The organism is Megasphaera sp. SW808 (assembly GCF_012027795.1).
Classification (GTDB): domain Bacteria; phylum Bacillota; class Negativicutes; order Veillonellales; family Megasphaeraceae; genus Megasphaera; species Megasphaera stantonii.
Map to the genome: position 1 here is coordinate 21,820 of NZ_SJOT01000032.1, position 6,950 is coordinate 28,769.

5 protein-coding genes are annotated in these 6,950 nt (G+C 56.7%); 3 read left to right on the plus strand and 2 right to left on the minus strand.

Translation table 11 applies throughout. The features are described 5' to 3' along the window. Positions 1-6: 6 nt before the first annotated feature. Positions 7-1,095: a dipeptide epimerase gene (locus E0L13_RS10505; RefSeq protein WP_107195439.1), complete on the minus strand. Its 1,089-nt coding sequence runs from the start codon at positions 1,093-1,095 to the stop codon at positions 7-9. A 32-nt stretch (positions 1,096-1,127) separates the two neighbouring features. Next, on the minus strand, positions 1,128-2,123 hold the full coding sequence (locus tag E0L13_RS10510; RefSeq protein ID WP_168062250.1) for a LacI family DNA-binding transcriptional regulator: 996 nt from the start codon (positions 2,121-2,123) through the stop codon (positions 1,128-1,130). A gap of 402 nt (positions 2,124-2,525) precedes the next feature. On the opposite strand from E0L13_RS10510, the gene uxaC reads away from it, so the two are divergent. From uxaC to E0L13_RS10525, 3 genes are read left to right on the plus strand one after another with little or no spacing between them, the layout of a single operon-like run. Continuing rightward, entirely contained in the window at positions 2,526-3,935 is a 1,410-nt protein-coding gene (gene uxaC / locus E0L13_RS10515) for a glucuronate isomerase (protein WP_168062252.1), read from the plus strand. Positions 3,936-3,962: 27 nt separating this feature from the next. Continuing rightward, positions 3,963-5,426 (plus strand): tagaturonate reductase, encoded by a 1,464-nt coding sequence (locus tag E0L13_RS10520; RefSeq protein WP_168062254.1) that lies wholly within the window; start codon positions 3,963-3,965, stop codon positions 5,424-5,426. Between the two features lie 11 nt (positions 5,427-5,437). Continuing rightward, entirely contained in the window at positions 5,438-6,928 is a 1,491-nt protein-coding gene (locus tag E0L13_RS10525) for an altronate dehydratase family protein (protein ID WP_168062256.1), read from the plus strand. Positions 6,929-6,950 lie beyond the last annotated feature (22 nt).

Below are 6,950 nucleotides of genomic sequence, written 5' to 3' on the forward strand. Positions count from 1 at the left end.
CTGAAATTACAGTTCTTTCCACCCTTTGACGCCTGTAATGCCCAGGCCCGGCCGTTCCGGCAGGACGAGCTCATTCGCCTCATAGGATATGCCGCCTTCTACGGGGTCGCTGGCCATCAAATCGGCGGCGTCCAGGTCGTTTTTGACGAATACGGTCCGGCCGGCCGACAAGGCTGCCGCCGCCGTAATGCCGACCTTGCTCTCAAGCATGCAGCCCATCATGCAGCCGACGCCGGCGCTTTCGGCCAGGGCCGCTATCTTTGCCGCCGGGCCCAGGCCGCCGGCCTTCATGAGCTTGACGTTGATGAGGTCGCAGGCCCGCATGGACAACAAGCGGAAGACGTCGCGGAGGCTGAAAGCGCTCTCGTCGGCCATGACGTCCGTATCGACATGATCCGTCACCTGCTTCAGCCCTTCGAAATCCCAGGCCGCCACGGGCTGCTCGACCAATTCGATGTCCAGTCCCGCATCCTCCATACGGCGGATGAGCCGCACGGCTTCCTTCGGCTTCCAGCCCTGATTGGCGTCGAGGCGGATGGAAATATCCGGCCCGACAGCCTGCCGCACAGCTTGGACGCGCCGGAAATCTTCGGCTCCGTCGAGGCCGACTTTGACCTTGATATGGCGATACCCGGCGGCGACGGCACGGCGCGCGTCGGCGGCCATCACGGCGGGCTCGTTGACGCTGACTGTCAAATCCGATACGACGCGGCATCTCGCCCCGCCGAAAAAGCGGTGCAGCGGCATGCCGTACCGCTGGCCGAACAAGTCGTGGACGGCCATGTCCAGGGCGGCCTTAGCCGACGTATTGTGGACCATAGCCGACTGGATAGCCTGCAATATCTCTTCCCTGTCGTCGATATCCCGGCCGACGAGCTTCGGCCCGATCGTATGAAGGATCGCCGCCGCGACGGACTCGTGGCTGTCGCCGGTAATGACGACCGTCGCCGGCGCATTGCCGTAGCCGACGGAACCATCGTCAGCCCGCACCTGCACGATCAAATCCTCTGCCGTATCGACGCGCCGCAGGGCCGTTTTAAAGGGCGTCTTTAAGGGAATACTCACCTTCCCGACGCGTATATCCTGAATTTTCATATATCCTGTCCTCGTTTCTCCGCCCCTATCCCTTACAGGCGGAAGCTTTCTCGTTCTACCAGATCGGCGCTGAATTCCGTCCGCACCGGCACGGCGTCTCCGCCGTTTTCCGTCAAGGTAATCACCAAATTGACGGCGGCGGCGCAGAGACTGGCCAGCTTATTGTCTACGCTCGACAAGGTCGGCGTAGCGCACTGGGCCAGAATCGAATTGTTCCAGCCGACGACGGGCACGTTCATGCCGCTGCGCAGCATAGCCCGCTGGGCGCCGACGGCCAGCACGTCTTCCGACGTCAGAATGGCGTCGAATTCGCACTGCGATGCGACGAGGCGGTCGACGCTGGCTTCCGCCGCCTCGAGGGTCCGCTCGATCTGGCAGATCCGCTCGTCCGACACGTCCAGTTTCAATTCCCGGCAGCCCTGATAAAATCCGTCGAGCTTATGGCGGCCGCTGTAGGTCAGGAAATCGTATAAATACGCCGGCTTGCGGCATCCCTTTTCCGCCAGCCAATGGACGAGCTTGCGCATGCCTTCCTTTTCATTGCAGACGACGCTGTACATGTTCGGCAGATGATAGTCGCAGTTGATCGTAATGACCGGGACAGATTCCGCGACCTGCTGCAGCTGCCGTATATCCTTTTCCGACGAAAAGGGCGTACCGATCGTGATGATGGCGTCGACGTGCTTGGCCGTCATATCCGTGATGTACTTGCTGTTGCGGCCCCGGTCCTCGCCCGTATTGGACAGCATGACGTCCAGGTTGTGGCAGCGCAGGCCCTCTTCCAGCAGCGACACGGCGCGGGCATAAAAAATATCGGCTACATCCGTACAAATTACGCCGACGATTTTCATGGAATCAAGGCCCAAGCCGCGGGCAAAGGGATTGGGCTTGTACCCCATGTCCTTCATGACTTCCAGAATGCGGGCCCGGGTCTTTTCGCTGACGCGGCTGCTGCCGTTGAGCACCCGCGATACCGTAGCGATAGACACGCCGCACTTCTGGGCAATATCGTAAATCGTTATATTCATGAACGTATCATTCCTCTTGTATTGCTCGTAAAATCTCGCTGCCGCAGCCTCTGCCGCGGCGCTTTATCATATTATAGCATAAAAATGGAAATGGAATAACTTATTCATTGTAAGCGCTTTATGCGAGAGCTATTTTTTACGCTGTCCAGAGAAAAAATCCCCTGTTTTTCCAAGATATATAGCGAAGAGGAATCTATTTTCCAACACTTTGATAGTTTTTTTACATAATTTTTAATGAGATAAACGCATGAAAACGCCTTATTTTTTCTATTCCTATACAATTGCGGCATATTGCGTTGACAACCATGTTCTTCCGTAGTACATTTACAGTAACAAATGTAAGTGCTTACAGTAAAGTAAGTGGAGATACCGTCGAAAACATGAAAGGAGACGCATTACATTATGAAACAATTCATGGACAAAGACTTTTTATTAGAAACGGAAACGGCTCGCCGCCTGTTCCACAACTACGCTGAAACGATGCCGATCATCGATTACCACTGCCACATTTCCCCTCAGGAAATCGCAGAAGACCGCCATTTTAACAGCATTACGGAGGTATGGCTCGGCGGCGACCATTACAAATGGCGTCTCATCCGCTCCAACGGCACGCCGGAAGAAAAGATTACCGGCAAGGAATCGACGGATTTGGAAAAATTCATCGAATACGCGAAAGCGCTTCCAAGAGCCATTGGCAATCCCCTCTATCATTGGAGCCATTTAGAGCTGCAGCGCTACTTCGGCATTACCGAACCGCTCAATGAAAAGAACGCCGAAGAAGTCTTCAAAAAGTGCAACGCCAAGCTGAAAGACGCCGACATGGGCGTCCAGGGCCTCATCAAACAGTCCAACGTCAAGGTCATCTGCACGACCGACGACCCGGCTGACGATTTGAAATGGCATCAGAAGCTGAAAGAAGAACAGACCTGCAGCGCCAAGGTATACCCGGCTATGCGCCCGGACAAACTGCTGAACATCGATAAGGCCGGTTACACCGAATACATGGCCCGCCTCGGCGAAGCCGCCGGCGTGGAAATCAAGACCTTAGCCGACATCCGCACGGCCATGGACAAGCGCATCGCCTTCTTTGAAGACATGGGCTGCCGCGCAACGGACCACGCATTAGAATATGTATTCTGCCGCCCGGCCAGCGAAGACGAAGTCAACGCCATCATGGCCAAAGCCCTCCGCGGCGAAGCCGTAACGGCCGAAGAAACGGAAGCCTATAAAACAGCCGTTCTCACGTATCTTGCCGGCGAATATTACAAACGCGGCTGGGTTATGCAGCTCCATTTCGCAACGCTCCGCGACCTGAACACGGAAATGTACAAAAAACTCGGCCCCGACACGGGCTTTGACAGCATCGCTGCCGGCAACTGCGGCAAGGGCCTGGCAGCCTTCCTCGACCATCTGCATGAACTGGGCATCCTGCCGAAAACGATCCTTTACTCGGGCACGCCGTCGGACAACGCCATGATCGGCACGATTATCGGCTGCTTCCAGGGACCGGAAGCCCGCGGCAAAATCCAGCAGGGCGCAGCCTGGTGGTTCAACGATACGAAACAGGGCATGATCGACCAGATGACCAGCATCGCCAACCTGTCCGTCTTCGGCAACATCCTCGGCATGCTGACCGACTCCCGTTCCTTCCTGTCCTACGCCCGCCACGAATACTATCGCCGCATCCTCTGCAACTGGATCGGCAATCTCGTAGAAAACGGCGAATATCCTAACGACGAAGACGCTCTCCGCCAGCTCGTCGAAGATATTTGCTACAACAACGTAGCGGCCTACTTCGGCTTTAAGATGTAAATTTCAGCACAGGAGAAGGACAGACCTATGAAAAATGTAAGCGAACTCTATACGCGCCCGTCCCGCCCGGTTAAGATACTGCAGTTCGGCGAAGGCGTGTTCCTCCGGGCCTTTGCCGACTACGCCGTCGACATCGCCAACGAAGAAAACAACTTTAACGGCAACATCGCCGTCATCCTGCCCCGCTCGGGCAAGACGGACCGCTTTGCCAAACAGAACAACATCTACACCGTCTGCCTGCGCGGCCAGCAGGACGGCCAGGTATATAAGGAAAACCGCGTCATAACCTCTATCGATTCGGTCATCAGCGCCCGCGACGAATACGACGCCTTCATGGCCCTGGCTCATGAAGACGCCCTGGAATTCGTCATTTCCAATACGACCGACGCCGGCATCGCATACAACGAAGCCGACCAGTTCTCCGACTGCCCGCCGTCGACCTTCCCGGCCAAGCTGACGAAGTTCCTCTACGAACGGTATACCTATTACCAAGGCGACATGCAGAAGGGCCTGGTCATGGTGCCGACAGAATTAAACGACGACAACGGCCAGCTCCTCAAAAGCTGCGTCCTCCAATACGCCGCCCTGTGGAACTTAGACGACGCCTTTACCGCCTGGCTCGCTTCGGCCTGCCGCTTCGTCGACACTCTCGTCGACCGCATCGTCGCAGGCTACCCTGCCGGCAATATCGACGCCATTCAGGAAGAGCTGGGCTATGAAGACGCCCTCCTCGACCAGGCCGAGCCGTTCTCCCTCTGGGTCATCGGCGACCCGTCCTTAGCTGATAAATTTACCATCGGCTCCGACAAATTCCACGTCGAATTTACCGATAATATCCAAGCCTTTAAAGAACAGAAAGTCCGCATCCTGAACGGCGCTCATACGTCTATGGTCCTCGGCGCCTACCTGTCGGGCCTCGATTACGTCGGCCAGTGCATGGCCGACCCCGTCGTCCGCCGTTCCCTGGATCAGACGGTGTTCGGGGAAATCGTGCCGACTGTCGACTTGCCGCGGGAAAAGGCGGAAGCCTTCGCCAAGGCCGTATACGAACGGTTTGAAAACCCCTTCGTCAACCACGCCCTGCTGGCCATTTCCCTCAACTCCATTTCCAAATGGAAGGGCCGCGTCCTGCCGACCTTCAAGGACAGCGTCGCCGCCACGGGCAAGCTGCCGAAATGGCTGACCTACTCCTTAGCGGCCCTGCTGGCCTTCTATCGCTCGACGGAAGAAGGCGACGGCTGCCTCATCGGCTCCCGCGCCGCCGGCAACACCTATGAAATCCACGATGACGCCGCTAAACTGGCCTTCATCAAGGAAAACGCCGCCAAGGCGACAGCCGAATACGTACGGGCCGTCATGAGCCGCAGCGATTTCTGGGGCGAAGATCTGACGGCTATCGCCGGATTTGCCGACGCCGTAACGGCCCACATCGACCGCATGGCCGAAGTCGGCGTAAAAGCCCACATCGAAGAGCTGGGCCGGGACGCATGAGGAGACAGACTATGGCAGTATTTAAGATACACGAAAAAGACAACGTAGCCGTCGCCGTAACCCCCGTCTCTAAAGGCGAAACCGTTACGGTCGGGAATACGACCTTGACCGTCTTGGACGATATTCCGGCAGGCCATAAACTCGCCGTCGTCCCCATCGCCAAGGGACAGGACGTCGTCAAATACGGATTTCCCATCGGCACGGCCAAAGAGGACATTCCTGTCGGCGCCTGGGTCCATACGCATAACGTCCAGAGCAAGCTCGGCGACCTGCTGCACTATACTTATGAACCGGAAAAGGCCGACCGTCAGGAACTGACGACGGATAAGACCTACGAATTTCTCGGCTACAAGCGTCCCGACGGCACGGCAGGCATCCGCAACGAAGTGTGGATTATCCCAACTGTCGGCTGCGTCAACGGCATCGCCCGGGCCATCGAAGAGGCGTCCCAGCCGTTTAAAACGGAACGCATCGACGGCATTTACGCCTACAGCCATCCCCACGGCTGCTCCCAGCTCGGCGACGACCAGCTCCATACGCAGAAGGTGCTGAGCGGCCTCGTCCACAACCCCAACGCCGGCGCCGTCCTCGTCCTGAGCCTGGGCTGCGAAAACAACCAGGTCGACCTCATGAAAGAGGTCATCGGCGAGTACGACCCCGATCGGGTAAAATTCCTCGTCTGCCAGGACGTAGAAGACGAAATCGCCGCCGGAACCGCTATTGTCAAGGAATTGTGCGCCTATGCCGACCAGTTTTACCGCCAGCCCTGCGACGCGTCGCTCCTGACCATCGGCTTGAAATGCGGCGGCTCCGACGGATTTTCCGGCATTACGGCCAATCCCTTAGTCGGTGAAATTTCCAACCGCCTCATCGCTGCCGGCGGCACGTCGATTTTGACGGAAGTACCGGAAATGTTCGGCGCTGAAACGCTGCTCATGAACCGGGCCCGCGACGAAGAAGTATTTGATAAGACCGTTTCCTTGATCAACGATTTCAAAGAATACTTTATGAGCTACGGCGAAAAGGTAAATGAAAATCCTTCGCCGGGCAATAAAGCCGGCGGCATTACAACGCTGGAAGACAAATCCCTGGGCTGCGTACAGAAGGGAGGACGAGCCCTCGTAGAGGACGTCCTCCTGTACGGCGACCGGGCCGTCAAAAAAGGCCTCAACCTTCTGCAGGCTCCAGGCAACGACTTAGTCGCGTCCAATGCACTGGCCGCGGCGGGAGCCCACATGGTCCTGTTCACGACAGGCCGGGGTACGCCCTTCGCCTGCCCCGTGCCGACCATTAAGATTTCCAGCAACAGCAAATTGGCCGGATTTAAAACAAATTGGATAGACTTCAACGCCGGAACGATAGCGGAAGGCGAAGCAAAGGATAGTATAGCAGACCGTTTTTTCCAGTACATCCTCGACGTCGCCTCAGGCAAGATCCACGCCAAGTCGGAAAAACTGGACAAGCACGAATTGGCTATCTTTAAGAACGGCGTTACCTTATAAGGAGGAACTATTATGAGCGAAC

Coding starts and splice junctions, on each gene's coding strand:
- E0L13_RS10505 (WP_107195439.1), bottom strand. CDS start 1,095: ATGAAAATTCAGGATATACGCGTCGGGAAGGTGAGTATTCCCTTAAAG.
- E0L13_RS10510 (WP_168062250.1), bottom strand. CDS start 2,123: ATGAATATAACGATTTACGATATTGCCCAGAAGTGCGGCGTGTCTATC.
- uxaC (WP_168062252.1), top strand. CDS start 2,526: ATGAAACAATTCATGGACAAAGACTTTTTATTAGAAACGGAAACGGCT.
- E0L13_RS10520 (WP_168062254.1), top strand. CDS start 3,963: ATGAAAAATGTAAGCGAACTCTATACGCGCCCGTCCCGCCCGGTTAAG.
- E0L13_RS10525 (WP_168062256.1), top strand. CDS start 5,438: ATGGCAGTATTTAAGATACACGAAAAAGACAACGTAGCCGTCGCCGTA.